At 70.8% G+C, this 25,335-nt stretch carries 23 protein-coding genes; 8 read left to right on the top strand and 15 right to left on the bottom strand.

The features are described from left to right. Positions 1-2: 2 nt before the first annotated feature. Positions 3-134 carry a hypothetical protein gene (locus HNR01_RS27905; RefSeq protein ID WP_255538675.1) on the bottom strand — a complete coding sequence of 44 codons (132 nt, stop codon included), beginning with the start codon at positions 132-134 and terminating at the stop codon, positions 3-5. A 208-nt stretch (positions 135-342) separates the two neighbouring features. Between HNR01_RS27905 and HNR01_RS14230 the strand changes: the two genes are divergently transcribed. Further along, entirely contained in the window at positions 343-936 is a 594-nt protein-coding gene (locus HNR01_RS14230; RefSeq protein ID WP_183668413.1) for a Fur family transcriptional regulator, read from the top strand. A 36-nt stretch (positions 937-972) separates the two neighbouring features. On the opposite strand, the gene HNR01_RS14225 is transcribed toward HNR01_RS14230, so the two are convergent. Further along, positions 973-2,478, bottom strand: coding sequence for a sugar transferase (locus HNR01_RS14225; RefSeq protein WP_183668190.1), 1,506 nt, complete (start codon positions 2,476-2,478; stop codon positions 973-975). A gap of 385 nt (positions 2,479-2,863) precedes the next feature. On the opposite strand from HNR01_RS14225, the gene HNR01_RS14220 reads away from it, so the two are divergent. Beyond that, positions 2,864-4,144, top strand: coding sequence for an MFS transporter (locus HNR01_RS14220; protein WP_183668188.1), 1,281 nt, complete (start codon positions 2,864-2,866; stop codon positions 4,142-4,144). Between the two features lie 159 nt (positions 4,145-4,303). On the opposite strand, the gene hmuQ is transcribed toward HNR01_RS14220, so the two are convergent. Continuing rightward, positions 4,304-4,639: a heme-degrading protein HmuQ gene (gene hmuQ / locus HNR01_RS14215; RefSeq protein ID WP_017486679.1), complete on the bottom strand. Its 336-nt coding sequence runs from the start codon at positions 4,637-4,639 to the stop codon at positions 4,304-4,306. Positions 4,640-5,088: 449 nt separating this feature from the next. On the opposite strand from hmuQ, the gene HNR01_RS14210 reads away from it, so the two are divergent. Next, positions 5,089-5,496: a helix-turn-helix domain-containing protein gene (locus HNR01_RS14210; RefSeq protein WP_017486678.1), complete on the top strand. Its 408-nt coding sequence runs from the start codon at positions 5,089-5,091 to the stop codon at positions 5,494-5,496. Between the two features lie 265 nt (positions 5,497-5,761). Here HNR01_RS14210 and HNR01_RS14205 read toward each other — a convergent pair whose 3' ends face one another. The 3 genes from HNR01_RS14205 to HNR01_RS14195 all read right to left on the bottom strand — a co-directional run bounded on the left by HNR01_RS14205 (position 5,762) and on the right by HNR01_RS14195 (position 8,422). Continuing rightward, a complete protein-coding gene (locus HNR01_RS14205; RefSeq protein ID WP_183668186.1) occupies positions 5,762-7,087 on the bottom strand; it encodes a cobyrinic acid a,c-diamide synthase CobB in 1,326 nt (441 codons plus the stop codon). Further along, positions 7,084-7,914 carry a precorrin-4 C(11)-methyltransferase gene (cobM, locus tag HNR01_RS14200; protein WP_183668184.1) on the bottom strand — a complete coding sequence of 277 codons (831 nt, stop codon included), beginning with the start codon at positions 7,912-7,914 and terminating at the stop codon, positions 7,084-7,086. Before cobM ends, HNR01_RS14205 begins: the two co-directional genes overlap by 4 nt. 64 nt (positions 7,915-7,978) lie before the next feature. Then, positions 7,979-8,422 (bottom strand): PACE efflux transporter, encoded by a 444-nt coding sequence (locus HNR01_RS14195; RefSeq protein ID WP_183668182.1) that lies wholly within the window; start codon positions 8,420-8,422, stop codon positions 7,979-7,981. An 89-nt stretch (positions 8,423-8,511) separates the two neighbouring features. Between HNR01_RS14195 and HNR01_RS14190 the strand changes: the two genes are divergently transcribed. Further along, positions 8,512-9,417 carry a LysR family transcriptional regulator gene (locus tag HNR01_RS14190; protein ID WP_017486675.1) on the top strand — a complete coding sequence of 302 codons (906 nt, stop codon included), beginning with the start codon at positions 8,512-8,514 and terminating at the stop codon, positions 9,415-9,417. Here the strand turns inward: HNR01_RS14190 and HNR01_RS14185 are convergent. The 7 genes from HNR01_RS14185 to HNR01_RS14155 form a co-directional block, all read right to left on the bottom strand. After that, positions 9,397-10,554 carry a GGDEF domain-containing protein gene (locus HNR01_RS14185; protein ID WP_183668180.1) on the bottom strand — a complete coding sequence of 386 codons (1,158 nt, stop codon included), beginning with the start codon at positions 10,552-10,554 and terminating at the stop codon, positions 9,397-9,399. The two genes, HNR01_RS14190 and HNR01_RS14185, sit on opposite strands and share 21 nt — an antisense overlap. Positions 10,555-10,641: 87 nt before the next feature. Next, positions 10,642-11,061, bottom strand: a complete 420-nt coding sequence (locus tag HNR01_RS14180) for a cobalamin biosynthesis protein (protein WP_183668178.1) — start codon at positions 11,059-11,061, stop codon at positions 10,642-10,644. Next, positions 11,040-12,278 carry a precorrin-6y C5,15-methyltransferase (decarboxylating) subunit CbiE gene (gene cbiE, locus HNR01_RS14175; RefSeq protein ID WP_183668176.1) on the bottom strand — a complete coding sequence of 413 codons (1,239 nt, stop codon included), beginning with the start codon at positions 12,276-12,278 and terminating at the stop codon, positions 11,040-11,042. The genes HNR01_RS14180 and cbiE overlap by 22 nt, the downstream gene beginning before the upstream one ends. Before the next feature lie 126 nt (positions 12,279-12,404). Next, a complete protein-coding gene (gene oxlT, locus HNR01_RS14170) occupies positions 12,405-13,694 on the bottom strand; it encodes an oxalate/formate MFS antiporter (protein WP_026105849.1) in 1,290 nt (429 codons plus the stop codon). 54 nt (positions 13,695-13,748) lie between these two features. Beyond that, positions 13,749-14,594 (bottom strand): class I SAM-dependent methyltransferase, encoded by an 846-nt coding sequence (locus HNR01_RS14165; protein ID WP_183668175.1) that lies wholly within the window; start codon positions 14,592-14,594, stop codon positions 13,749-13,751. An 11-nt stretch (positions 14,595-14,605) separates the two neighbouring features. Further along, the gene (locus HNR01_RS14160) at positions 14,606-16,243 is read right to left on the bottom strand and encodes a dihydroxyacetone kinase subunit DhaK (protein WP_017486670.1); all 1,638 of its coding nucleotides are present in this window, start codon (positions 16,241-16,243) and stop codon (positions 14,606-14,608) included. A 139-nt stretch (positions 16,244-16,382) separates the two neighbouring features. Then, the gene (locus HNR01_RS14155) at positions 16,383-17,978 is read right to left on the bottom strand and encodes a gamma-glutamyltransferase family protein (RefSeq protein WP_183668174.1); all 1,596 of its coding nucleotides are present in this window, start codon (positions 17,976-17,978) and stop codon (positions 16,383-16,385) included. 323 nt (positions 17,979-18,301) lie between these two features. Between HNR01_RS14155 and HNR01_RS14150 the strand changes: the two genes are divergently transcribed. Next, on the top strand, positions 18,302-18,616 hold the full coding sequence (locus HNR01_RS14150) for a hypothetical protein (protein ID WP_017486668.1): 315 nt from the start codon (positions 18,302-18,304) through the stop codon (positions 18,614-18,616). A gap of 156 nt (positions 18,617-18,772) precedes the next feature. Further along, the gene (htpG, locus tag HNR01_RS14145) at positions 18,773-20,647 is read left to right on the top strand and encodes a molecular chaperone HtpG (RefSeq protein WP_183668173.1); all 1,875 of its coding nucleotides are present in this window, start codon (positions 18,773-18,775) and stop codon (positions 20,645-20,647) included. 30 nt (positions 20,648-20,677) lie between these two features. On the opposite strand, the gene HNR01_RS14140 is transcribed toward htpG, so the two are convergent. Beyond that, the gene (locus HNR01_RS14140; protein WP_017486666.1) at positions 20,678-20,896 is read right to left on the bottom strand and encodes a hypothetical protein; all 219 of its coding nucleotides are present in this window, start codon (positions 20,894-20,896) and stop codon (positions 20,678-20,680) included. Positions 20,897-21,172: 276 nt separating this feature from the next. Here HNR01_RS14140 and HNR01_RS14135 point away from each other — a divergent pair, with 276 nt between their 5' ends. Together HNR01_RS14135 and gluQRS are read left to right on the top strand one after the other, a co-directional pair. Continuing rightward, positions 21,173-21,472, top strand: coding sequence for a hypothetical protein (locus HNR01_RS14135; RefSeq protein WP_183668172.1), 300 nt, complete (start codon positions 21,173-21,175; stop codon positions 21,470-21,472). Positions 21,473-21,501: 29 nt separating this feature from the next. After that, on the top strand, positions 21,502-22,389 hold the full coding sequence (gene gluQRS, locus HNR01_RS14130) for a tRNA glutamyl-Q(34) synthetase GluQRS (RefSeq protein ID WP_246417510.1): 888 nt from the start codon (positions 21,502-21,504) through the stop codon (positions 22,387-22,389). A gap of 167 nt (positions 22,390-22,556) precedes the next feature. On the opposite strand, the gene HNR01_RS14125 is transcribed toward gluQRS, so the two are convergent. Beyond that, positions 22,557-24,644: a M23 family metallopeptidase gene (locus HNR01_RS14125; protein WP_183668170.1), complete on the bottom strand. Its 2,088-nt coding sequence runs from the start codon at positions 24,642-24,644 to the stop codon at positions 22,557-22,559. Positions 24,645-25,335 lie beyond the last annotated feature (691 nt).

Genomic DNA, 25,335 nt, shown 5'->3' with positions numbered 1-25,335 from the left:
GCTCAAGACTTGGCCCACAGGATCACCGCCCAGAGCAGGCTCGACAGAATGAGGGCCGCCGCCAGTCGCAGTCCGGCCCCGCTGCGGAACAGCGAGCGGCGCGGGAGGCGGACGGTCCCGCCGGCACGGGTCATGGGATCTCCGAGGATGGCCGGGCGGAGGATGTCGCGGAGGCCGGGGATGACCGCGATCCGCGCGTTCTCCGCCTCGTTGCCCGATTGCGGCCGGACGCCTATCTTGGTGGGGCTGATACACTGTAACACGGATCGAGTTCAATCGGCCCGTGCCGAGGCGGGCGGCGAGAATGCGGCGATCTCGGCCGCCGATACCGGGGAGGTCGGGATGCGCGGTCACGCGCAGCAGGAACACGGCCAGGGCGATGGGCAGAGTGACGGGCAGGGCGACCGCCACGGGCACGCGCATGGCCCTCAGGGTCATGACGGGCCCGGTTGCTGCGGCGGGCACGGTGCCGCCGGGGACGTGATCGAGCGGGCGGAGCGCCTGTGCCAGGCGCGCGGCCTGCAGTTCACGCGTCTGCGGCGGGACGTGCTCGCGGCGGTGGCGGCGGAGCACAAGCCGCTCGGAGCCTACGACATCGCCGAGCGGATGAGCGCGCCCGGGCGCCGGGTCGCGGCGGTGTCGGTCTATCGGGCACTCGACTTCCTCACCGAGCAGGGCTTCGTCCACCGCATTTCCAGCCGCAACGCCTTCGTCTCCTGCGGGCACGAACACGGTGCGGGGGCAGGCCTCGTCTTCCTGATCTGCCGCACCTGCGGCGGCATCGACGAGATGACGGCTCCGGCCGTCGAGAGCGCCCTCGACCAGACGCTGGCCGGGGCCGGATTCACCCCGACGAGCCGGATCCTGGAGGTCGAGGGCGAGTGCGGCGCCTGCCGCGAGCGCGGGGATCCACCCGACACCGCGCCCCGCGCGTAGCACGCCCGAGCGGAAGGTGCAGGCTGGAGCGCCCGGTCAGAACGCGTTGCGGTAGGCCCGCGGCGAGGCGATCGTGCGGAACAGGATCGTGATGTCGAGCCAGAGCGACCAGTTGTCGATGTAGTGCAGGTCCGCCTGGACCCGCTGTTCCATCGCCTCGTCGGTCAGGGTCTCGCCGCGGAAGCCGTTCACCTGCGCCCATCCGGTGATGCCGGGCTTCACGTTGTGGCGGCGGGCGTAGAGGGCGATGCGCCGCTCGAAGCTGCGGTCGTGCGCCAGCGCGTGCGGGCGCGGACCGACGAGCGACATGTCGCCCCGGATCACGTTGAGGAGCTGGGGCAGCTCGTCGAGGTTGGTCCGGCGCAGCAGAGCGCCGATGCGGGTGATGCGGTCGTCGTTGCGCGAGGCCTGCCGGAAGGGAGCGTCGGGGGCGGCCTTCATGCTGCGGAACTTGTAAACGCCGAAGGCCTGCTGGTTGAAGCCGTAGCGCCGCTGCCGGAAGAAGACCGGGCCGGGGCTGTCGAGCTTGATCAGCACGGCGAGGGCGACGAACAGGGGGGCGAGCAGCACGAGCCCGAGCCCCGCCAGCGTCACGTCGAAGGCGCGTTTGAGCAGGATCTCCCCGACGGAGAGCGGGCGGCGACCGATATTGATGCCCGACAGTCGCCCCACCCGGGCGACCTGCAGGTCGGGGAAGCGGTCCATCATCGTGCCGGGCCGCAGGTGCAGGGCGGCCGGCACCCGCAGGAAGGCGTCGATGCAGCGTTCAATGTCGGCGGGTTCCGACCAGGGCACCAGCACGAACACGTCGTCCGGCCGCAGGAACCGCACCACCGAGACGGCGAGGTCGAGATCCTCGGCGAGCAGGGATTCCGCGCTCGCAGCACCGGAGGAGGGATCGAAACGGCGCAGGTAGCTCGTGCCGACGATTCGAAGGCCCAGCGCATCGACGTCGTTGTTGGCGTAGAAGCTCGTCACGTCCTCCTCGTAGCCGACGAGGTGGACGCGGCTCACCGATGGGGAGCCCGAAGTGCTGCTGCGGCGCACCAGCGCCACCGCCGCCGCGCGGACGAGGATCGTGACCGGAAGACCGGAGAGGAAGAAGGCGACCGAGGCGACGCGGGAGAAGTCCTGGGTCGTCTTGGTCGCGAAGCCGGCCAGCAGAGCGACTGCCCAGGCCATCAGCCACAGCGCCGCCCGGCGCTGGAGGTGCGGCGTCTGCGACAGGCAGCGCTCGATGCTGTACTCGCCGCGGACGAGGTTGGTCACCACCACGATGACGGCGAGGAACCCGGCCGTCTGCAGGTTCATGCTGTGCGTGAGCGGGATCAGCACGCCGTCGCCGATATAGGCGTGGTAGGCCGCATCCATGGCGTAGCCGACCGCCAGGATGGCCAGCAGATCGGCGGTGAGCAGCGTGGCCGAGATGCCCACGCGCAGGGCCGTGCGCCGCCGCTGCGGCAGGAGAGAGGCCCAGACGGAGCGGCGCGCCCGGTCGCCGGGCAGGCGCTGGTACTGCTGAGGTGGGCGCTCGTGAAACATGTGTCCCGCGCTGTGCTGCCCGGAGGCGGTGATCTGTCCCGAAGCGGGACGTCTTCAGCCGCCGCGCCGGGTTTCGCGGTTCCCCGCGCAAGCCGCGCACCGGATGCGCCCGCACGCCGTTGCCGGGGCCACGGCGGCCTGACATACGACCGACGGAGCGTGGCCGATCCTTCGATCGGCCGCGCTCCGTCGTGGTTCCTTCGCCTCCGCGCGGGCCGAACGCGAGCCCGGATCGATCCGGGCCGGCTGCGGCGCGGCGCCGATGTGAGACGAACGAGACGATTTCGACGGGGAATCGGTGGCTTCGCGCCGCGGAGCCCCCGCGAGTTCAGCGTCGGTCTTTCGAGTAAATCAAGACCGGAGCGCCGTCCGGACGGAGTGCGGCATGAGAGCCGAAGCGGGTGAGAATCCGGCGTTGCAGGGCCTGCCCGCCGGAGCGCTGTCAACGCAGGCCCCCTTGAAGGCCCCCTTGCAGGCGATCCGGCAGGGGCCCGAGCCCTCTTCGGGACCGGCCCTGGCGGTGCTCCTGGGCCTCAGCCTCTCGCACCTCCTCAACGACCTCGTGCAGTCGCTCCTGCCGGCGCTCTATCCCCTGCTCAAGACAGGCTTCCACCTCGATTTCGGGCAGATCGGGCTCATCACCTTCGTGTTCCAGGGGACGGCCTCGCTGCTCCAGCCGGCGGTGGGCCTCTACACCGACCGGCGCCCGCTGCCCTACTCGCTGGCCGTCGGCATGGGGCTGTCGCTCGCCGGGCTCGCGCTGCTGTCGGCGGCGCCCGCCTACGGCGCCCTGCTCGCCGCCGCGGCGCTGATCGGTCTCGGCTCCGCGATCTTCCACCCCGAAGCGAGCCGTGTGGCGCGCCTCGCATCCGGCGGACGCTACGGGCTGGCGCAATCGGTGTTCCAGGTCGGCGGCAATGCCGGCACGGCGCTCGGGCCGCTGCTGGCCGCCTTCCTCGTGGTGCCCTACGGCCAGGGTAGCGTCGCCTGGTTCTGCCTCGCGGCCTTGGCCGGCATCCTCGTGCTCGGCACGGTCGGCCGCTGGTACGCACGGCACCTCGCGGGGGCGCCGCGGATCGCCCGGTCGAGCACCGGGGCGGCCTCCGGCCGGCTGAGCCGTGCGCGGGTCGTGGCGACGGTCGCGATCCTGCTGGGGCTGATCTTCTCCAAGTACTTCTACATGGCGAGCTTTTCGTCCTACTACACCTTCTACCTGATCCACCGGTTCGGCGTGCCGGTGGCGCAGGCTCAGGTCTACCTGTTCGTCTTCCTCGGATCGGTCGCGGCGGGCACGATCCTCGGTGGTCCCATCGGCGACCGCTTCGGGCGCAAGCTCGTGATCTGGATCTCGATACTCGGCGTGCTGCCCTTCTCCCTCGCCCTGCCGCATGTGAGCCTGTTCTGGACGGTGGCCCTGTCGGTGCCGATCGGCCTGATCCTGGCCTCGGCCATGCCGGCGATCCTGGTCTATGCACAGGAATTGTTGCCGGGCCGAATCGGCCTCGTCGGCGGTCTGTTCTTCGGCTTCGCCTTCGGCATGGGCGGCCTCGGGGCCGCTCTGCTCGGAGAGACGGCCGATCATGTCGGCATCGAGCGGGTCTACGATCTCTGCGCCTACCTGCCCGCCATCGGGCTGACGGCGGTGTTCCTGCCCCGCCTGCGGTGATGCCGCCGGATCGGGACCGATCCGCCGCCCGCCGACGTCGGATCGCGGCCGGGGCTGATCAAGGGTTCCGGTTCGCTGAGAGCGACCAGAGGTTGCGCTCTCGTCCCGGATGGATGCCGCTCATCAGCGCTCTGGGACGAGGCGTCAGGGGAGCCGGAATCAGGCCGCCTGCTCGCTTTCCGGCCGAGCGACGGTCTGGATCGACTCGAACCCCTCGAATTGCGGGTGGCCGAGATAGAGCGGCTTGGTGCCCGGCACCCGCCCATGCGCCTTGCGGAACTGTTCCGAGCGGGTCCAGGCCTCGAAATCGGACCGCGAGCGCCAGATGGTGTGCGAGGCGTAGAGGATGTGATCCTCGGCCTCCGGTCCTTTCAGCAGATGGAACTCCACGAACCCCTCCATCTCGCCGAGATGGCTGTCGCGCCCGAGCCAAACCTGCTCGAAATCCTGCGCCGATTCCTTGACGACCTTGAACCGGTTCATCGCGATGAACATGCCCGAATGCTCCCGATCTGAACGGGCCGACCGCCGCGCGGCCGCCCGAATTTGATGACTCTACGTAGTCTCGCTCATAAGGTGAACCGAAGCGCTCTCACCGCCTGCAGGGTGAGTGCCCCTCCCGCAGCGAATTCGCGAGAACTCTCACCAACTTCAAGCGAGGCTTGTCGACTCTGCCGCAGGAACGTTTGGAGAACAGAAACCTGACAGCAAACTGAAAACTCCGATCCGCCAACAGGTAGGTACTTGCATTGCGTATGCACTTCATGGTGATGCTGCAGCCAGGCTAAACCACAGCGATACGGTAGCCTCGCAACGCATCTGCCCGACCTGCTTCGGCAGTAGAAGCGTTCCGCGATGCCCGAAGGCGCTGGCAAATGCTCAAGCGCTGCCGACCTAAGGTCCTTGGGTTGGTCCGCGACGTCGAACAGGGACCGTGCCGTAAGATGATGCCGAAACAGACAACCGATGTCGACCGCCTCGTCGGGCTCCGGATCACCGCGCTGCGCAAGGCACGCGGCTTGAGCCAGACCGCGCTCGGGACCGCCGTGGGCGTGACGTTCCAGCAGGTCCAGAAATACGAGAAGGGCCAGAACCGTGTCGGCGCCGGGCGCCTGCGTGAGATCGCCCGTCTGCTCGAAGTTCCGGTCTCCGCCTTCTTCGAGGAGGGCGACGGCGCCGCCGCCCAGGAGCAGACGGAGGTCTTCGGCTTCCTCCGCGCTCACGGTGCCGTCGATCTGCTGCGCGCCTTCGCCACGATCGAGGACGATCAGCTGCGCCGCGAGGTTCTGGCGATCGTGCGCAGCGCCGCCCGCCTCGGCCGCAAGAAGGACCCGGAAGTCCTCGACGCCTAGCGGTTCTGCGCCGGAAGGGATTCGGGCTCGGCGTTCAGGACCGTGTCGGACCAGGGCTGATACGGTCTCCGCTTGATCGAGCCGGGAACCGTACCGGTCGGCTCGCGGCGCTCGAGCGCGGACCCGGATCCGCCGCTTCGGACGGAACGGTTGCGGCTCTCGGTCTCTGCGGGTTGGGGTGGCTCAAGCCGCCCGCGTCCGGCACGGGGCCGATCCCTGCCCCGACCAGCGGTGATCGAGCCGACGCGGCCGGCGGGGATCCTTCTCACGCCTCCCCGGTCCCGGCGATCAGGTGGAAGAAGCTTCCCGTGACGTGGCCCCGGCGGTGGCCGGCGAGGCCGAGCGGCACCCCTTCCGCATCCGTCACCCGTGCGAGCGCGAGGTCGCCCTCCGGGCTGGGCGTGAGTTCGCTCGCGTAGTGGAACTCGTGCCCGACGAGGCGCGTGCCCGCGGCACCCAGCAGCCCGTCGGCGAGGAGATGCGCGACGCGGTAGCCGAGATGGAGCTTGCGCCGCCGGTACGAGGTCGCCACCGGCAGCAGGCCGCACATCGGCTGGGTCACTCCGTCCGCATCCTCCAGGCTCTCACCCAGAACCATGTAGCCGCCGCACTCGCCGTGGACCGGCCGCGTCCGGGCGAAGGCCCGCAGGCCATCGCGGAAGCGGTTCGCCGCCGCGAGCCGGCCCGCATGCAGCTCGGGATAGCCGCCGGGCAGCCAGCAGGCATCGCAATCGGCGCCCGGCGCCTCGTCGGCCAGCGGCGAGAACGGCACGATCTCGGCACCGGCCGCGCGCCAACCCGCCAGCATGTGCGGATAGAGGAAGGAGAAGGCGGCGTCCCGCGCCACCGCGATCCGCTGCGCCGGCGGCTTCGGCAAGCCGGCGGTGACGGCGGGGGCGTGCCCACCGGCCGCGGAAACGATCGCGTCCAGATCGAGGGAGGCTTCCGCGAGATCCGCGAGCCGGTCGAGACGGGCGTGGAGGTCGGCGGTCTCTCCGGCCTGGACGAGGCCGAGATGACGTTCGGGCAGGACGAGACCCGCCTCCCGCGGGAGGGCGCCGAGCACCGGCAGCCCGACCCGCGACAGTCCCGCCTCGACGAGGCGGCGGTGGCGCGGGCTCGCGACCTTGTTGAGGATCACGCCCGCGATCCGGATCCGCGAATCGTAGGCCGCACAGCCGAGTGCGACCGCCGCCGCCGATTGCGCCGCGCCCGACACGTCGAGCACGAGGAGGACCGGCCAGCCGTAGCGCGCGGCGATGTCGGCATTCGCGCCGGTGCGGCCCTCGCCGGCGACGATGCCGTCATGCAGCCCCATCGAACCCTCGGCCACGACGAGGTCTGCCTGATCGGCGCTCAGGCCGGCGCAGGCGTCGAGCAGCGCGTCGGGCATGGCGAAACTGTCGAGGTTGAGGCTGGGGGCTCCCGTTGCCGCCTCGTGGAAGGCAGGGTCGATGTAGTCCGGCCCGCATTTGGCGCCGCGCAGCGCCACACCCCGGCGGCGCAGCGCCCGCATCAGCGCGAGCGTCACCGTGGTCTTGCCGGAGCCGGAGCGCGGTGCCGCGACGAGGAGGCCGGGGGCGGGGGTCACGATGCGGCCTCGTCCGATGCTTCGCCACGCGCGTTCGATGCGCCGCCAAGGGTGCCCACCGCACCGACCGCGCCGCGGGGCCGGAAGCGGCGATCGTAATCGGGTGCGTAGAGCGCGCTCTCGCGGAAATCCGACGGGTCAAGCGCCGGACCCACCAGGATCAGCGCGGTGCGCTCGATGTTCGCTGCGCGCACGTGCTCGGGCAGGGTCGTCAGCGTCCCAGTCAGCACCCGCTCGTCGGGCCAGGTGGCGCGGAACACGACCGCGGCCGGGCAATCCGGCCCGTAGAACGGGACGAGGTCGGCGCAAGCCTGCTCGACGACGTGGATCGAGAGGTGCAGCGCCAGGGTCGCGCCGGTGGCGGCGAAGGCGGAGAGCTGCTCGCGCTCCGGCATCGGGCTCGCCCGGCCGGAGGTGCGGGTGAGCACCACGGATTGCGTCAGTCCCGGCACGGTGAGCTCGCGCCGCAGCAGGGCGGCGGCGGCGGCGAATGCGGGGACGCCCGGCGTCACGGTGTAGGGGATGCCGAGCGCGTCGAGCCGCCGGGTCTGCTCGGCCAGGGCGCTCCAGACCGAGAGATCGCCGGAATGCAGCCGCGCCACGTCCCGGCCGTCCGCGTGGGCGCGCCCGATCTCCTCCATGATCGCGTCGAGGTCGAGGGGGGCAGTGTCGACGATGCGCGCCCCCGGAGGGCACCACGACAGAATCTCCGGCGCCACCAGCGAGCCGGCATAGAGGCAGACCGGGCAGGCCGCGATCCGGTCGCGGCCGCGCAGGGTGATGAGGTCGGCGGCGCCCGGCCCGGCGCCGATGAAGTGGACGGTCATGGCGTCCGCTTACAGCATCGGGACGGGCGTTGGGGAGAGACGATGATCGCGGTGGCCGCCCGGCTCAGCGGGACGGCTCCGCCGCGACCTCGCCCCAGCCCGGCAGCGGGAAGGCCCGGTCGTAGGCGAGATTGAAGACGAAGGCGTAGGCCACGTAGAAGGCCGCGATCGCGAGATCCATGACGAAGGCCTGGACGAGGCCGATGCCGAGATACCAGGCGATCGGCGGCAGCAGGATCACGAGCAGTCCCGCCTCGAACAGCACGGCGTGTCCCACCCGCAGCGGGAGGCTCTTGCGGGTGTGCCCGACCCACCGCTGCATCACGCGATCGAAGCCGAGGTTGTAGGCGTAGTTCCACGCCGTCGCGGCGAGCGCGCTGCCTACGCCGATCACGCCCATGTCGGAGGCGTGCAGCCCGAACAGCACGCTTCCGAGCGGGACGATGAGCGCGAGGCCGAACAGCTCGAACAGGAGGGTGTGGCGGATGCGGTCGCGGGTGGTGCGCATGGACGGGTCCAAAGGATCGGGATTGGTCCGCCGCCTTCTATCGGCGATAATCCGAAAACCAAGTTGGAACGTATCTGGAAACCAGATGGATGGCCGTCTCGCTCGATCAGCTTCAGGCCTTCGTGGCCGCGGCCGAGGCCGGATCGTTCTCGGGCGCCGCCCGCGTATTGCGGAAGGCGCAATCGGCCGTCAGCACCCAGGTCGCCAATCTCGAGACCGACCTGGGACTGGCGCTGTTCAGTCGGACGGGCCGGAACCCGGTGCTCACGCCGGCGGGCGAGCGGCTGCTCTCGGAGGCGCGCGTCGTGCTGGATCGGCGCGAACACCTGATCGGCGTGGCGAGCAGCCTGGAGCGGCGGGTCGAGAACCGGCTCGTCGTCGCCATCGATGAACTCTATCCCGAGCACGCGCTCGGCGCCCTCTTCGCCGACTTCGCCCGGCACTTTCCCTTCGTGGAGCTGGAACTGCTCTTTCCGCTGATGGAGGATGTCAGCCGGATGGTGCAGTCGGGCGCCGCCGACCTCGGCGTGATGTGGCGTCAGGAGGTCCTGCCGACGGAGCTCGGCTTCCAGACCATCGGCTGGGTGCCGCTCAAGCTGGTCTGCGGACGCGATCACCCGCTCGCGAAGGCCCGGGTGGAGTGGGAGGAACTGAAGCGTCACCGCCAGATCCTCGTGGCAGCGCGCAGCGACGGGCCGGAGAAGCGGCGCCTGCGGGTGGCGGCCGAGGTGTGGTGGGTGGAAAGCCACTGGGTGATCCTGGAACTGGTGAAGCACGGGATCGGCTGGGCCTTCGTGACCGATCACGTCATCGCTTCGTCGCTGACCGCACCCGACCTCGTCACGCCGGACCTGCAGTTCGACAAGGGCGACTGGCCGATCGCCCTGGAACTGGTCTGGCACAAGCAGCGGCCCTGCGGCCCGGCGGCGGCATGGCTGCGCCAGCGCTTCGCGGCGGAGCGGATCGGCAGCCTGTCAGGCGGCGGTGCAGGCTGAGTGGCAGACCGCGCTGGCGGCCGCAGCGGGCGCCGGGCGGCGCGCCGCCGCGATCCGGACGCGGTTCCGGCCGCCGGTCTTGGCGTCGTAGAGCGCCCCGTCGGCGCGTTCCAGGCTCTCGTTCAGGGTCTCTCCGGCCCCGAGCATCGCGACGCCGATGCTCACCGTGATCGGAACCGCCGATTCCCTCCAGAGGACGGGCACCGTGCCGACCGCGCGGCGAAGGCGTTCGGCGAGATAGGCCGTCGCGTTGTCGTCGTGCCCGGGCAGCACGATCCCGAACTCCTCGCCTCCCAGCCGGGCGAGATGGCCGTCCTCGGGCAGGAGCGCCGCCGCCCTCCCGGCGAAGTCGCGCAGTACCGCGTCGCCCGCGGCGTGCCCGAACCGGTCGTTGATCGCTTTGAAATGGTCGAGATCGGCGACGATGATGCCGGCCTCGGCCACGCCGCCGGCCCTCGCCGCGAGGCCCTGCCGGTTCAGCGCCCCCGTCAGCGCGTCCGTCCGCGCCATCCGCTCCATCGCCGCGTGGGCCCGCTCCGCCTCCAGGGCGAGGATCGCCGTGGTCAGGAGGATGGAGGTGATGTGATCGACGATGAAGATGGCGATGATGGACAGGCGAATCGAGGTCTCCGGCACCGGCAGCAGGGGCAGGCAGATCACCAGCGCGATCGCGAGAAGCGCCCAGGCGATCAGGTGGCGGAGCGGGGACCGCCGCGGCGGGCTTCGAAAGATGTAGAGCGCGGCCGCGCCCTCGTGGATGGCGTAGGCGATCGTGCTGCCGGCATTGACGCCGGCGGGACCGACGCCCGCGAGGGTGAGCCCGAGATGCGTCGCCGTCGGGAGCAGGAACAGGCCGATCATCGGCGCGGTCACCGCCGGGCGCCCGTCGAAGAGGCGCAGCCCGATCCAGAAGGTCGCTCCGGCAAGCGACCATCCGAACGGCGACCAGATGCTGCCGTAATAGCCGAAATCCACGAACCACACGGCCATGGCCGCACAGACGGCGTAGCTCGCTCCGAAGCAGAGGAAGTAGGTCTTCTGCCGACGGAGCAGCCAGTTGCAGAGAAAGATCGCGGCGCAGGCGCCGAAGACCAGGAAATCGGTGAATTGCAGGGTGGGAACCGACAACTCCGTCACCGCCCGATCCTCCCTGCTGCACGGCGCTGTCTTGGGCCCGATCGCGTGAAAGGTTCCCTTCCCCCGCCGCGCCGAGCGATTTCTCGGTTAAGGAAACCCTGACACCGGATCCGCGAGGGCGCAGGTGGCCCCCGCGCTGGCGATGCGGGGCAGGACGAGGCGGGCCGCCGCGCCGGCGCAGGCGAGCGCGGCTGCCTCCGCCACCGAGCCGACGCCACGGCTCGCCTCGATCCGCTCCGACCGGGTCACGACCCGCGCATCCACCGCCGTCAGGTCATCTGCATCGAGCGCCGTCGGCGTGAGGCCGAAGGCGGCGGCGGCCTCGCGGATCGCCGGTTCCGCGGCCCGGTCGGCGGCGGTGGCGATGGCGGCGAGCCGCCCGGGCGCGAGCCCGGCCTCACCGAGAGCACGGTGCAGCAGCGCGATGATTTCCGCCGGAGGCGTCGCCCGGCGGAAGCCGATGCCGGCGACGATTCGGGGCGGGGTCACGACTTCGTCCAGACCCATTGCGTGATGGGCATGGCCGGGCGCCAGCCGGTGAGGCCGCCGACCGGCACGGCCTGGGCGACCGAGAGCCGGCGCAGGGCGCCGCCGGTCTCGGCGAAGGCCGCGAGCAGGGCCGCCTCGCCCTCCAGGGTGACGGCATTGGCGACGCAGCGGCCGTCGCGCGGCAGCGCGTCCCGGCAGGCCGCGAGCAGACCGGGCTCGGCGACCCCGCCGCCGACGAAGACCGCCCGGGGAGAGGGGAGGGCGGACAGCGCCGCGGACGAGGTGCCGACGACGACCTGCACCCGTGCGCCGACGCCGAGCGCCCGCGCGTTGCGGCCGATGCGCTCGGCCCGGTCCGGGCGGCGCTCCACCGCGACCGCGCGGTTGGCGGGATGGCGCAGGCACCACTCGATCGAGACCGACCCCGCGCCGGCGCCGAGATCCCACAGGGTCTCGCCGGCCCGCGGTCCGAGGGCTGCGAGCGTCACCGCGCGGATCTCGGCCTTGGTGAGCTGCCCGTCATTCTCGAACCACCCATCGTCGAGGCCGGGGCTCAGCGGGACGATCCGTGCGCCGGGTGCCGCCTCCACTTCCACCGCGATCGTGTTGAGGCTGGCGATCTCGGCGAGGTCGAAGCCGTCCGCCCGCGCCGCGCGGACGCGTTCGTGCGGTCCGCCCATCGCCTCGAGCACGGTGAGCCGCGAGGCGCCGAGGCCGCGTTCGGCGAGCAGTGTGGCGAGCGCGGTGGGCGTCGCGCCGTCCCAGGACAGGGCGAGGAGGCGGGCGCCGGGTTGGAGCTGGGGCACGATGCCGAAGAGGTCACGCCCGTGCAGGGTGAGACACGCGGTCTCGGGCAGCGACCAGCCGAGCCGGGCGGCGGCGAGGCTGAAGGCGGAGGGCTGCGGGAAGGCGCGGATCTCGGGTGCCGGCACCAGGCGGGCGATCTCGGCGCCGATGCCGTAGTGGAACGGGTCGCCGGTGGCGAGGATGCAGGTGGGCCGACCCCGCAGGGCCAGGATGCCGGGATAGGCCGCGTCGATTGGGCTCGGCCAGGGCCGGGTCTCGGAGCCGAGCGGCGCCGCCAGTGCGAGGTGGCGGCGCCCGCCATAGACCACCTCCGCCGTGTCCAGGGCGGCGGCGGCGGCGGGCGAGAGGCCCGCTCGCCCGTCTTCGCCGATGCCGACGATGGCGAGCCAGGGGAGACGTCCCGGCTCAGGGGAAAGCGGCGCGGTCATGATCCGCGCCGCCAGGGAGTCGTGTTCATGGCGGATGTCTTTCGTGCGAGGCGGTCGGCCCCGCGGAAGCCATCCGTTACGCGCGCCGGCCCGGTTCTGCCAGGGCCGGCGCCTGACGGGACCGCCTCAGACCGCCGGGCGGGCGGTCAGCGGCGTGGCCACCTCCGGCACCGCCGGTCCGGGCACACCGAGATAGGCGCGGCGGGCGGGCTTGAGCACGAACCACGCCAGCGCCGCCACGACGAGGTCGAGGACGATGGCGATGCCGAAGACCGGCACCCAGCTCCCGACCGCGTCGTGGATCAGCGCGGCGACGGGGCCGCCGAGCAGCGAGCCCACGCCCTGGGCCATGTAGAGGAAGCCGTAGTTGGTGGTGGCGTGCTTCGTCCCGAAGGTGTCGGTCAGGGTCGAGGGGAACAGCGAGAAGATCTCGCCCCAGGCGAAGAAGACGACACCCGAGAGCAGCGCGAAGGCGTAGGCGTTCTCGCGGAACATCAGCAGCAGGCCGATGGCGACGGCTTCGAGGGCGAAGGCGACCGCCATGGTGTTCTCGCGGCCGACATGGTCGGAGACCCAGCCGAAGAAGGGCCGCGTCAGGCCGTTGGTGATGCGGTCGAAGGTGAGCGCGAAGGGCAGTGCGGCGAAGCCGAACACCATCGCGTCGGCCACGCCGAACTCCTTGGCGAAGGCTGCGAACTGCGCGACCACCATCAGGCCGCCGGTCGACATCATCGCCATCATGGCGAACATCAGCCAGAACAGCGGGCTCCTCAGCATCTCGGCCGGGGCCACGTCGCGGGCGGCGCTCGCCACCTTGTCGGCGGGGATGGCGGGGGTCTCACCGGCCTTCGGCGTGCGCAGGCCCAGCGCCGCGACGAAGCCGACGACCGCCATGATCGCGCCGAACACCAGCAGGGTGTGGCGGTAGCCGGAGGCCGCGATCATGTCGGTGATGGGGAAGGTGGTGGCAATCGCGCCCATGCCGTAGCCCGCGGCCACGACGCCGGCCGCGAAGCCGCGCCGCTCCGGGAACCAGCGCACCATCAGCCCGACCACGCCGACATAGACGATGCCGGTGCCGAGGCCGCACAGCAGGCCGTAGGTTGCGTAGAGCCCCCACAGCGTGTCGGTGTAGGAGGCCGCGACCCAGCCCAGGCCCGACAGGGCGGCGCCGAGCGCGATCATGGCCTTGGCGCTGAAGCGCTCGATCAGCCAGCCCTGCACCGGCGAGAAGAAGGTCTGGAGTACGATCAGCATCGTGAAGGCGACCTGCACGGCGGCGAGACTCGCGCCGGTGGTCGCCTGGAACGGCTTCACGAACAGCGTCCAGACATATTGCGGGCTGGAGATCGTCATCATGACCAGGAGACCCAGGCCGAGCTGGATCCACCGCGTCCGATCGGAAACTGTATGCATCATTCACTCCCTTGCGGCGCGGGGGCTCAGCAAAGGGCGTGCCAGGACTGAACCTCAGGTGTGCCCACTGACGAGCCAGCAGGCGGCGCCAAGATCGACCGGACCCTTGCCGAAACGCTCGGTGAACAGCTGCGTGATGATTTTTAAGGCAGTCGCCTGCAGGGCCGGGTCGCGCTCGCGCAGCAGCCGGGCGACGGGACCGCGCGTGGCGACAAAGTCGGCCGCTGCCTCCGGCGTCGCACCGACCCGCATCAGGCGATCGATCGGCTCGCAGGCGATGGCGCGAAAACCGGCTGCCTCAAGAATAGGCAAAAGCGTGTCCGGCGCAGCGAAGCGGAAGGGGCCGGGCGCGCCCGGTTGCGGGGGCTCGATCTCGGGCAGGAGCGGAAGCACCGCATCCCGTGCGAGCGTGACCCACTGGTTCTCCGCCATGCTCCGCCAGCAGAGGAAGCGCAGCCGGCCACCCGTCACGAGGGCACGGCGGATGTTGGCGAAGGCGGCGGCGGAGTCCTCGAAGAACATCACGCCGAAGCGGGAGAGGGCGTGATCGAACTGCGGCTCGAAGGCATGATCCTGAGCATCGGCCCGCAGCCACTCGATCGGGGCGGCGTCCGGTGCCTCCCGCGCCGCCCGCTCGCGGCCGACGGCCAGGAGCGGCTCCGACAGGTCGGCGGCGGTGACGCGGCCGCTGCGCCCAACCCGCCGCGCGGCGATCAGGGCGGTGTCGCCCGCCCCGCAGCCGATATCGAGCACGCGGTCGCCCGGATCGAGTGCGGCGCCAGCGAACAGCGCCTCGGTGAAGGGCGCGAAGGCGGCGTCGAGGGCCTGATGGTACGCGGCCCAGCGCTGGCCGACCTCGCCGTTCCAGTAGTCGCTCTGATCCTTGTTCAGGGTGCTCATCGTCGATCGTCTCACTTCGCTCCGGAGGCCAGTGCCTCGAAGGCGGTCGCCACCGCAACCGCGCCGGGATCGGGGTGGCCCTTCAGGTCGGTGCCGGCGAGATAACTGGAGCGGCCGGTGCCGGCCCGCTCCATCCCGGCGGTCGCCTCGGCGCCCGCCCGGGCGGCCCGCGCCGCCGCGTCGAGGCCGGAGGCCGCCAGCGCGTCGACCGCCGGGATCGCCGCATCGAGCATCGTGCGGTCGCCGGGGCCGGCCCCGCCGATCTCGCGCACCCGTGCCAGGCCGGCGGCGCAGGCTCCGGGCCACTCCTCACCCGCCGCGAGCGCCGCGCCGGCGGCGGTGAAGAAGATCGAGAGCAGCACACCGCTCGAACCGCCGGTGGCGCGTCCGAGGCGCTCGCCCAACGCCCGGCAGAGCGCGGCGGGCTCGGCCTGAGGCAGCCGGTCGAGATCGGCCAGGACGGCGCGGGCGCCCTCGGCGAAGGTCGAGCCGGTATCGCCGTCCCCCACCCGCGCGTCGAGGGCGTTGAGCGAGGCTTCCGCGGCGATCAGCGCCCGGCACACCGCCTCGATGCGCGCAGCGACGCCCGCATCCCGCGAAGCGGCCGGTGCCGGCCCGCCGGCCAGCCCGTCGGGCAGGGGTCGGACGAGCGGTCGAGACAGGATCCGCGCGCGCGGCCAGGCGGCGACCGGTGTCTCGGAGAGCAGGGCGGCCTCGATGGCGTCGTCCAGGGCCAGGAAGGTGAGGGAGGCGCCGTGCATGTCGAGAGCGGTCATGACCGGGGAGGGGCCGAGAAGCAGCCGCACCCGTCGTCCGAGATCGGTCGCGAGCACCGCCTTCGTCAGCACCGCCATCTCCAGGGCCGTGGTCGAGCCGAGATTGTTGACGAGGAGCGCCAGCCTGTCGGCTCCCGCGATGGGAGCGGGGAAGCGCGCGGTCATAAGCGCGGCAAGCGCGTCGGCGCGGGGCAGGTCGATGCGCTCGATGCCGGGCTCGCCGTGGATTCCGAGTCCGAGTTCCGCCTGACCTTCGGCCAAGCGCGGCTCCGGCCTCGCGCCGGGGATCGTCGCGGTGGAGACGGCGATGCCGAGGGTGCGCACCGCGTCCGCAGTGCGCCGGGCCAGCGCCGCGACGTCGTCGAGCGGGGCGCCCGCGGCGGCGGCGTGGCCCGCGGCCTTGTGGACGAGGAGCGTGCCGGCCAGCCCTCGCGGCCGGGCCGCGTCCGGCAGGGCGATGTCGTCGGCGACCAGCACGGTCTCGACCCGGCGGCCCATCGCGCGGGCGCGCTCGGCGGCGAGGCCGAAATTGAGGCGGTCGCCGGCATAGTTCTTCACGACGAGGACGCAGCCGGCCTCGCCCGTCACCGCCAGGATCCCGGCGAGCACCGCATCGACGGAGGGCGAGGCGAACACGTCGCCGCACACCGCCGCCGCGAGCAGCCCCGGCCCGACGAAGCCGGCATGGGCCGGCTCGTGCCCCGAGCCGCCGCCGGAGACCACGGCGACCCGGCCCGGTTCGGGCTCGGCCCGCAGCACGACGCGGATCTCAGGATAACCGTCGAGCCGCGCCAGGACGCCGCCGCTGCCGGCGATGAGCCCATCGATGGCGTCGGTGACGAGGCCGGCGCGGTCGTTGATGAAGTGGGCCAAGGATTGCTCCTCCCGTCTCGCCCGCTCGCCGGGCCGGCTTCGGGCGAAGGGTATCGCGTGCCTCGGACGGTGTAACCCTCGGACGGTGTAACCCTTGGGCAGTGTAACCCTTGGGCGCCTCAGCCCGGGCCGGCCCGCATCAGAGCCCGGCCGCGCCGCCATCGGAGCGCGGATCGTGCGTCGCCTCGATCCGTCCGTCGCGCGGGTGGCGCACCAGCATGCCGGCATGTCCCAGCGAGTCGATGTAGGCGCCGCCCAATTCCTCGATGTCGTGGCCCATCCGCCGGAGCGCCGCGATGCAGCCCGGATCGAACCGGTCCTCGACCTTCACGCTGAGCGATTCCGCGCCCCAGGTGCGGCCGTAGAGCAGGCGCGGCGCATCCACCGCGTCGGCCACCGGCATCCCGTAATCGGCGTAGCGGGTGAAGATCTGCGCCTGAAACTGCGGCTGCCCGTCGCCGCCCATGGAGCCGTAGGACATCACCCGGCCGTCGTCGAAGGCGGCCAGCGCCGGGATCAGGGTGTGGAATGGGCGCCGGCCCGGCTCCAGCGGGTTCACCGCGCTCGAGTCGAGCGAGAACGACATGCCGCGGTTCTGCCAGCAGATGCCGGTGGCGGGCAGCACCGTGCCGGAGCCGTACTCCCAGTAGACCGATTGGATGAAGGAGACCGCCATGCCGTCGCGATCGATCGCCCCCATCCAGACGGTGTCGCCCTCGCCCGCGCGCACCGGGAGGCTCGCCGCGCGGCCCATGTCGATCAGCACCGCCTCGCGGTCGAGGCGCTTCGGATCGAGGAAGGCGGCCGGGTCGCCCTTGAGTCGGTCGAAATCGGTGACGAAGCGGTCGCGGATGGCGAAGGCGCGCTTCGTCGCCTCGATCAGCCCGTGGTAATGGGCTGTGGTCTCCGGCTCGCGGATGTTCAGCCGATCGAAGATCCCGAGGATGATCAGCGCCGCGATTCCCTGGGTGGGCGGCGGGAAGTTGTAGAGCTTGGCATCGCGCCGCCGCAGGGTCAGGGGCGCCCGCTCCTTGGCCGCATAGGCTTCGAGGTCGGCGCGGGTCACCGGCGCGCCGAGCCGCTCCAAGTCGGCGGCGATCTCTCGGGCGATGTCGCCGCGGTAGAAGTCGTCGAGCCCCGCATGGACGAGCTGGGCCAGGGTATCGGCGAGCTTGGGCTGCGCCCGGATCGCCCCCGCCGCGTAGGGCTTGCCCTCGTTCAGGTAGGTCGCCGCGAAGTTCGGCGCGTCGTGCAGCGTGTCGAGTTCCTTCGGCACGTAGCGCGCCTCCGACGCCGAGACCGCGCAGCCCTCGCGGGCGTGGCGGATCGCATCCGCCAGGATCGCGTCGAGGGGCAGCCGACCGCCGAAGGCACGGGCCATGTCGAGGGCGAGGCGCCAGCCGCCGATCGTTCCGGCGACCGTCACCGCGGCATCCGGGCCGCGGGAGGGGATCGCGTCGAGCCCCTTCTCCCGGTATCGCGCCCGCGTGGCGAGGGCTCCAGCCGGCCCGCAGGCCTCGATGCCGCGCACCCGGCCGTTGCGCTCGCGGATCAGCCAGAAGCCGTCCCCGCCGATGCCGTTCATGTGCGGGTAGACCACCGCGATGGCCGCGGCCATGGCCACCATCGCCTCGATCGCGTTGCCGCCCTGCGCCAGCACATTCTGCCCGGCCGCGGCCGCCAGGGCATGGGGGGCGGCGACGGCCGCATGGGCGAAGACGGGCGTGTCGGGCATGTTGGAACTCTGACGAAACCTGAGATCGGGAAAGCAGGAACGCGAGGCAGGATCAGGACCATGCGCGGGCGCGCAGGGCAACCGTCACGCTCCACGTTCCGGTGCAGGTCCGGCATTCGCCGGCCGCGCGTCGGTTAAAGGACACGCTTTCGCCGCCGCCCGCCGGCCCTGCGAGTGCAGGACCGCGCGCAGCGCGCATCTCGCGAAATCTGAAAAGGTTCCCTCGCCGCGGCGGCCTTTCCACAAATGTTGCACAAAAGGAACTGCGCCGGGGCGGGCGGGGTGACATGATCGCCCTCGCGAATCGACAGGTATCTCCACACATGAAGCAGAACGACCGGGCGATCCTTCAGGATCGCGTGAGAACACTTGTCTTGCGCCATGCTTTGGAAGCGGCACTTCAGCGGCTGGCCCATCTTTCCGGCGCGGATGCCGAGGAAGAATTGTTGAGGCTCGAGCACTCCATTGTCTCCGCGACCCGCCGCGTCGGTGAAGTCCCGGGCAACCTGCAGCTCGCCGCCCTGGTCGCCGTCGAGGATGCGGTGGCGGCCATCCGCACCGCGTTCGACACCGTCCACCAGCGCATCGAGGCGGCGCCGGCCGCCGGCTCCGCATCGCCCGCGGCCTTGGCGGCCTGAAACGCAACGATTTCGTCGCCGGCACGCGCCCGCGGCGATTGAATTGCCGTCCTGCCGTAGGCATATCGCCCCCGCTTTTTCCGAGTGCCGTTCGCGAGACATCGGCCGCGCTGCCGCGGTCGTTTCGCGCGGCACTCCAACTGCGGAGGCATGCTCTTGAGCGAGACGGTAGAGCGGCACGAATTCGGTGCCGAGGTCGGGCGCCTGTTGGATCTCGTCGTCCACGCGCTCTATTCCGACCGCGAGATCTTTTTGCGCGAGTTGGTGGCCAATGCGGCCGACGCGACCGACCGGCGCCGCTTCGAGGCGCTGACCAACGAGGCCCTGGCACTCCCCTCCGACGCCCGCGTGCTGATCGCCCCCGACAAGGCGGCGCGCACCCTCAGCATCTCCGATTCCGGCATCGGCATGACCAAGGAGGATCTGGCGCAGAATCTCGGCACCATCGCCCGCTCCGGCACCCGAGCCTTCTCGCAGGCGCTCGGCGAGGCGAAGGCGGGTGAGGGCGGCGAGGATCTGCGCCCGAGTCTGATCGGCCAGTTCGGCGTCGGCTTCTACTCGGCCTTCATGGTGGCCGACCGCGTCACCGTCACCTCGCGCCGGGCGGGCTCGGACGAGGCCTGGACCTGGGCCTCCGACGGCAAGGGCAGCTACACCCTGGAGCCGGCCGCCCGCGAGCAGGCCGGCACCGATATCGTGCTGCACCTCAAGGAAGATGCCGACGAGTATCTGGAGAGCTATCGGCTTGACCACGTCGTGCGCAAATGGGCCGACAACATCGCCGTGCCGATCGCCATCCGTGACGCCGAGGGCAAGGAGGAGGCGGCCAACCGCGGCACCGCGCTCTGGCGCAAGCCGAAATCGGAGATCACGGACGAGCAGTACAAGGAGTTCTACCGCACCGTCAGCCACGGCTTCGACGAGCCCTGGGCGACCCTGCACTGGCGGGCGGAAGGCGCGCTCGAATTCACCGGCCTCCTGTTCGTGCCGAGCATGAAGCCGTTCATGGCGGTGGAGGATGACCGCCGCTCCAAGGTGCGGCTGCACGTACGGCGCATGTTCATCACCGACGAGGCCGAGTTGCTGCCGAACTGGCTGCGCTTCGTTCACGGCGTGGTCGATACCGACGACCTGCCGCTCAACGTCTCGCGCGAGATGCTGCAGTCGACGCCGACGCTTCAGAAGATCCGCCGCGCCGTCACGACCCGCGTCATCAACGAGCTGTCGAGCCGCTCGAAGAACACGGAGAAGGCGGACGAGTACCAGAAATTCTTCGAGAATTTCGGCTCGGTGCTGAAGGAGGGGATCTACGAGGATTTCGAGCGCCGCGCCGAGATCGCGCCGCTGCTGCGCTTCCGCTCATCGACGCAAGAGGGCTGGACCTCGCTGCCCGATTACGTGTCGCGGATGAAGCCGGAGCAGGAGGCGATCTACTACCTCGTCGCCGACGACGTGGAGGCGCTCAAGAACTCCGCCCAGCTCGAGGGCTTCCGCGCCCGCGGCGTCGAGGTTCTGCTGCTGTCCGACCACGTCGATGCCTTCTGGCCGGAACAGCTCGGCAAGTTCGAGGACAAACCCCTGCGCTCGGTGACGCAGGGTGCGGCCGATCTCTCGAAGTTCAAGACCGAGGGTGAGCAGGCCGAGGCGCCGCCGGTCGACAAGCTGGTGGCCGCCCTCAAGCTGGCGCTGGAGCCGGACGTGTCCGACGTGCGGGTCACCGACCGCCTCGTCGACAGCGCCGTCGTGCTCGCCGCCTCCGGCATGGGGCCGGACCTCCAGATGCAGCGCCTTCTGCGCCGGGCCGGCCGCGGCTTCGGTGGTTCCGCGCCGATCCTGGAGATCAATCCGCGTCACGCCCTGATCCGTTCCCTCAACGACCGGGCCGAGGCTGGCGAGGATCTGAAGGCCGAGGCCGGCACGCTGCTCGATCTCGCGCGGGTTCAGGACGGTGACACGCCCCGTGACCCGGTGGCCTTCGCCCGCGCCGTCGCGGCGGCGCTGGCGGGCCGTACCGCCACGCCGGCGCAGTAAGGACTTGAGGAAAGGGCGGGATGCGGACGATCAGATCCGTGTCCCGTCATCCCGGGGCGGCGCGCCGCAGCGGAAGCGGGCGACCCGCCAGCGGTCACCGTGGGCGTTCTGCCATGCCGCCATCTGCGGCTGGGCCACCGACAGGCATTGTTGCGGGGTGACGATGTCCTCGTTGAAGCGATGGACCCGCATGACGCAGTGCGTGGGATTCGCGACCATGCAGGTCAGGAAGTAGAGGCCGTAGAGCATGCCTGGGGCTCCGTGGTGGCGTGTGTCTCTCCTCCCGAGGTCGCTTCTTGATCGTCCGGTTTGCGTCATCGCAACGAGCGTGCCGGAAGTTCCTGCGACACATGCACAGATTGCCGGTGACGCTTGTTCGCAACGCCCACATGATCGTGAGCGGTGACCGAGCAACTCGGCCGCGATCAGGACGCGACTCGCCGGCGCCCTGCTCATGATCTGATCACCGACCTGCCGGTCCGTCGGCGTTGACAGCCCTGCATTTTCCGCGCGAACACCGCAGCCATGGCCGCCGACCTCTCTCCCGATCCGCAGACCGCCCGCCTCGACCGCCGGGTGACCTGGGGCGTGATCGCCCTCGTGGCCGCGACCGTCTTGATCGGAGCCCTGGCCCCGCCCGCGTCCCATCCCGCCGCGCCGACGACCGCGACGGTCTCGGACCCGGCACAGGATCAGAGCTGTTCCGAGTGGGGCGACGGCTGCAAGGTCTGCCGCCGTATCGGTGAGGAAACCGCCTGCTCGCTGCCGGGCATCGCCTGCACGCCCGGCCCCGTGACTTGCCGGCGCGACGCCGGAGAGCCGTGACGGGGACATCGCCGTGAACGATGGCCGGCTTGTCTGAAGGGACGGGGCCAGCACCGGTGCTGCGCTTCGCGCCGAGCCCGAACGGCCACCTGCATCTCGGTCACGCGTATTCCGCGCTCCTGAACGCCCGCATCGCCGAGCGATGGGGCGGGCGCCTGCTCCTGCGCATCGAGGACATCGATCTCGGCCGTACCCGACCCGAATTCGTGGCCGGCATCCTGGCCGACCTCGACTGGCTCGGCCTGCGCTTCCCGTCGCCCGTCCGCCGCCAATCCGAGCACTTTTCGGATTACGCGGCGGCGCGCGATGCCATGGCGGCCGGTGGGCTGATCTATCCCTGCTTCTGCTCGCGGGGGCAGATCGCGGCGGAGGTCGCGGCCCGCGCCGCGCGCGGCGAGGCGGTTCCGCGCGATCCCGACGGCGCGCCGCTCTACCCCGGCACCTGCCGACACGTGTCCGCCGCCGACGCGACGGCCCGTCGTGAGCGGGGCGCGCCGCACACCTGGCGCCTCGACATGGCGGCGGCGCTCCAGAGGCTTGCCGAACCGCTCGTCATCCGCCGCTTCTCACCCGATGATGGCGTGCTGGAGACCGTCTCCGCCGATCCCGCCCGTTGGGGCGATGCGGTGGTCGCCCGACGCGACGTGCCGACGAGCTATCACCTCTCGGTGGTCTGCGACGACGCCGTGCAGGGGATCACCCATGTCGTGCGCGGCCAGGACCTCGAGGCGGCCACCGATCTGCACGCCCTGCTTCAGCGTCTCCTGCGCCTTCCTGCGCCGGCCTATCACCATCACCCGTTGATTCGGACGGAGGACGGCGAGAAGCTCGCCAAGTCGAAGGGGTCCGAGTCCCTGGCGGACCTGCGGGCCCGTGGCATCACGGCCGAACATGTGCGTGCACGGCTCGGATTCTAAACCTTTGATTGATCCAATGTCTCACCGGGGCTTGTGCCGTACCGGCCGATCGGGAATCCGTGAGGGGCGGCGAGCGACCGTGAGGGGGCCAGGTACGGTGCGATCGTCTCGAACGATCCGAACTTGATCGGCCCGGGCGCTCGCCGCACCCGGTCGTCCCCGCCGCCTCACCGCATCGCGTCGCGCTGCGCCATCGCCGTCGCGGTCTTCGACTTCTGCATCGTCGTCTCGGTCTGGTCGCGCTGACGCTTGAACTCGGCGAGCAGGCGACCGTCGAGTTCGCGCCCGCGCGGCACGCGGATCTTCATCGGATCGACGAAGTGGCCGTTGATGATCACCTCGTAATGGAGGTGCGCGCCGGTGGAGAGGCCGGTCGAGCCGACATAGCCGATCACCTGCCCCTGCCGCACGCGGGTGCCGGCGCTGATCCCGCGGGCGAAGCGCGACATGTGGTTGTAGGTCGTGACGTAGCCGTTGATGTGCTGCACCTCGACCCGGCGTCCGTAGCCCGAGTCCCATTCCGCCTTGATGACGGTGCCGTTGCCGGCGGCCACGATCGGCGTGCCGATCGGGTTGGCCCAGTCGACGCCGGTATGCAGCTTGGCGTAGCCGAGGATCGGGTGGCGCCGGTAGCCGAAGCCCGAACGCATGATGCCGTCGGCGATGGGCTTGCGGATCAGGAACTTCTTGAGCGAGCGGCCCTGTTCGTCGAGATAGTCGATTGAGCCATCGTCGGGCGACTGGAAGCGGTAGACCTTGCGCGACTCGCCGCCCAGATTGAGCGCGGCGTAGAGCAGTTCCGGCCGCTCGGCGGCGCTGGGGCCGGCCTCCTCGTCGTAGGTGTAGAACAGGTCGATCCCGTCGCCGGATGAGATGCGGCGCTGGAAATCGATGTCGTAGCTGAAGATCCGGATGATATCCTCGATCGTCGAGCGCGGCACCTCGTGGCGCGCGCCGGTCTCGTAGAGGCTCTGGTAGAGCCGGGGCCCGCTGCCCTCGTCCTCTTCCTCGCCGTCCGGCGCGTCGGCCTGAGCCTGTTCCCGGTTGCGCCCCCGCGACTCGTCCACGGGGGGCGCGACCGGCACGAAGGCCGCGTGATCGTTGAGGGCGGCGATCGCCTGGACGCCGCTCTCGCCGAACAGCACCACCCGGGTCACCTGCCGCCCGTCGCCGGGTTTCGGGCCCGGCGCGATCTGCACGCGGAATTGCTGGCCCTCCGACAGGGCCGCCACCTTGGCCTTGCCGCCGAGCGCCGCGACGATGCCTGCGATCGCCGCGTCGGAGGCGTGCCCCGTTGCCTTCAGCACGCCATCGAGGGTCTCGCCGCGCTTGAGCGCGAGGTCGCGCTCCTCGACGAGCGGCGCCTCGCCGGAGCGGAGCTCGACCTTGGCGAGCTTCGTCACGTTCTCGGGGACGACGAGGACTTCGATCGATTTGAAGGGGCTGTTCTCCTCGCCGAGCTTGGGCTTCCCGTTGCCGTCCCCGAATCCGCTGAAGGCGGTGCCCTGCTGCAGGGTGCGCGAGAGCAGGATCTGCGGCGCCAGCGGCAGGGCCGTCCGGCGCCCGGCCTCTGCCGCGAGACGCCGCTCCTCCTCGATCTGCGCGGTCACGTCCTCGTCCGACAGTGCAGGCGACCCCGGATCGATCGCGATCTCCGCGAGATCGCGCTTGACCACCGTCACCTCGGCCCCCGGCGCGTCCGCCGCGCCGGGATCGGGCGCGCGTTCCTGCGGCTCGTCGGAAACGAACTTCATCGGATCGAAACGCGGGATATCGCTGGCGAACACGCCGGTCGACATCGACAGGTTGGACGAGATCCGGACGAAGGGCCGGACCTTGATGATCTCCCGATCGCCGAGCCGCACGGTGACCGGGGTGCGAAAGCTCTGCTTGGCCGAAGCGATCATCAGGTTGCGCACAAGCCGGTCGCCCTTCTGGGCGGAGGCGATGCCGGGTTCCTCGATCGACGGCGCCTGGGTCTGCGGGCGGGGCCCGAGATTCGGACGATCCGAGACGGCGGCGAGCGAAACCTCGCCCTGAAGCGAAACATGGATCGCCGCGCCCATCAGGAGCACACCGGTGATGCCGGTGAGCGCGCTGGCGCAGAGCCAGCGCAGGTTGACGTCCCGGCGGTCGATCTGCCGGGCATCCGCGCCTAAGAGGTTGAGCGGCGGCTCGACGCCGCGCGGCAGCGTCGGCGGGCGCTGCTTCGCCGTCCCGGCCGTTCCCCCGATCTTCAGTCGCTCGCGCGTCACGGACTTCCTCTGCGTCGGCGCTTCGGACCGGATTCTGCCGCTTCGTCCTACCAGACGCACGCGGCGCGAGCGACAGGGGAGTTCGAGGCAGGAAGGGTGACCGACGGGACGGATGTCCGAGGCCAGCATGTCCAGATTGAGGCGACGGCACTCCCTTCACCGACGCGTCCCCGGAAGGGTGCCGTCGCACGGCGGTCATGTTGGCGTGATGTGCTGCGGAACTTTTTTCGACTGGGCCGTTGACGCCGGATCGTTGACCCCATAAATGCTGCCTCACCGACGGGGCGCCGCGGTCCACCGCTTGGTGGGCGAGGGCTTCGACGGTCTTCGGGATTGTCGGTGGAGCGGAGCTGATCCGGGTAACTGGATCGGGCGATCGCTGTCCTTCTCGTCCCGGGGTGTCGATCGTCTCCGGCGCCGTGGCGCTTGATCGGGGCGGTTGACAGGACGGTTCGCCGGCTCTAGACGCCGCGGACCGCTGGCGGCGGGTTCGACCTGCGCCGCGGACTTCATCGCCGAGGGTGGGCTGCATGGGCCGGGCAACCGGGCTGTCGGCGCGTCTTTGGTGGAGGCATCACCTTCGGGTGTCGGCTTCGTGCTCTTTGACAAGTGAATCGACGAGAAAGAGAAACGTGGGCGGCTTGTTCATGTCCTTGCGGGTCTGGCTTTGGCCGGACCGTGAGAGATGAAG

The sequence above is a fragment of the Methylorubrum rhodesianum genome (assembly GCF_014199985.1).
Taxonomy (GTDB): Bacteria; Pseudomonadota; Alphaproteobacteria; order Rhizobiales; family Beijerinckiaceae; genus Methylobacterium; species Methylobacterium rhodesianum.
This window is presented reverse-complemented; position numbering and strand designations above follow the sequence as displayed.